Source organism: Paenibacillus farraposensis, assembly GCF_020736845.1.
GTDB lineage: Bacteria > Bacillota > Bacilli > Paenibacillales > Paenibacillaceae > Paenibacillus > Paenibacillus farraposensis.
Map to the genome: position 1 here is coordinate 1 of NZ_JAFFQR010000088.1, position 528 is coordinate 528.

Below are 528 nucleotides of genomic sequence, written 5' to 3' on the forward strand. Positions count from 1 at the left end.
ACATCATGCTTCGTCACAAAGCCTACAAGTTTCGCTTGTATCCGACGAAGGAGCAGTCACAGATCATGCGGCAAACGTTTGGATGTGCTCGCTTCGTCTTTAATTTCTTCGTGGCAAAACAAAAGAAACAAGATGAATACTGGCACATCACCAACGAACTGTACCAAAGTGGCATGCTTCCGTCCAACGAATGGAAATCTTCCTTCTTCGATAAGTATGCATCGATCAAAGAAGTCAAAGAACTCAAGCAGAATCATGCATTTCTTAAAGAAGTAGATAGTATTGCGTTACAACATGCTGTAGAAAACGTGGCAGATGCTTATTCTCGCTATTACAAAAAGCAGAATAACGCTCCACGTTTTAAGAGCAAACGAAACCTTGTGCAGAGCTATACAACGAAGTGTATCAACGGCAATATAGCAGTTGTAGAAAATTTCGTGAAGCTCCCGAAGCTTGGCTTTGTAAAGTTTGCAAAATCAAGAGAAGTTGAAGGACGCATTCTGAATTCCACGGTTCGTCAAAACGCAA

Annotated in this window: 1 protein-coding gene; it reads left to right on the forward strand. The window is 41.5% G+C overall.

All coding sequences use genetic code 11. The features are described from left to right. Window positions 1-5: 5 nt before the first annotated feature. A partial coding sequence (locus tag JO375_RS25235) for a helix-turn-helix domain-containing protein (protein WP_229525189.1) occupies window positions 6-528 on the forward strand: 523 nt, incomplete at its 3' end.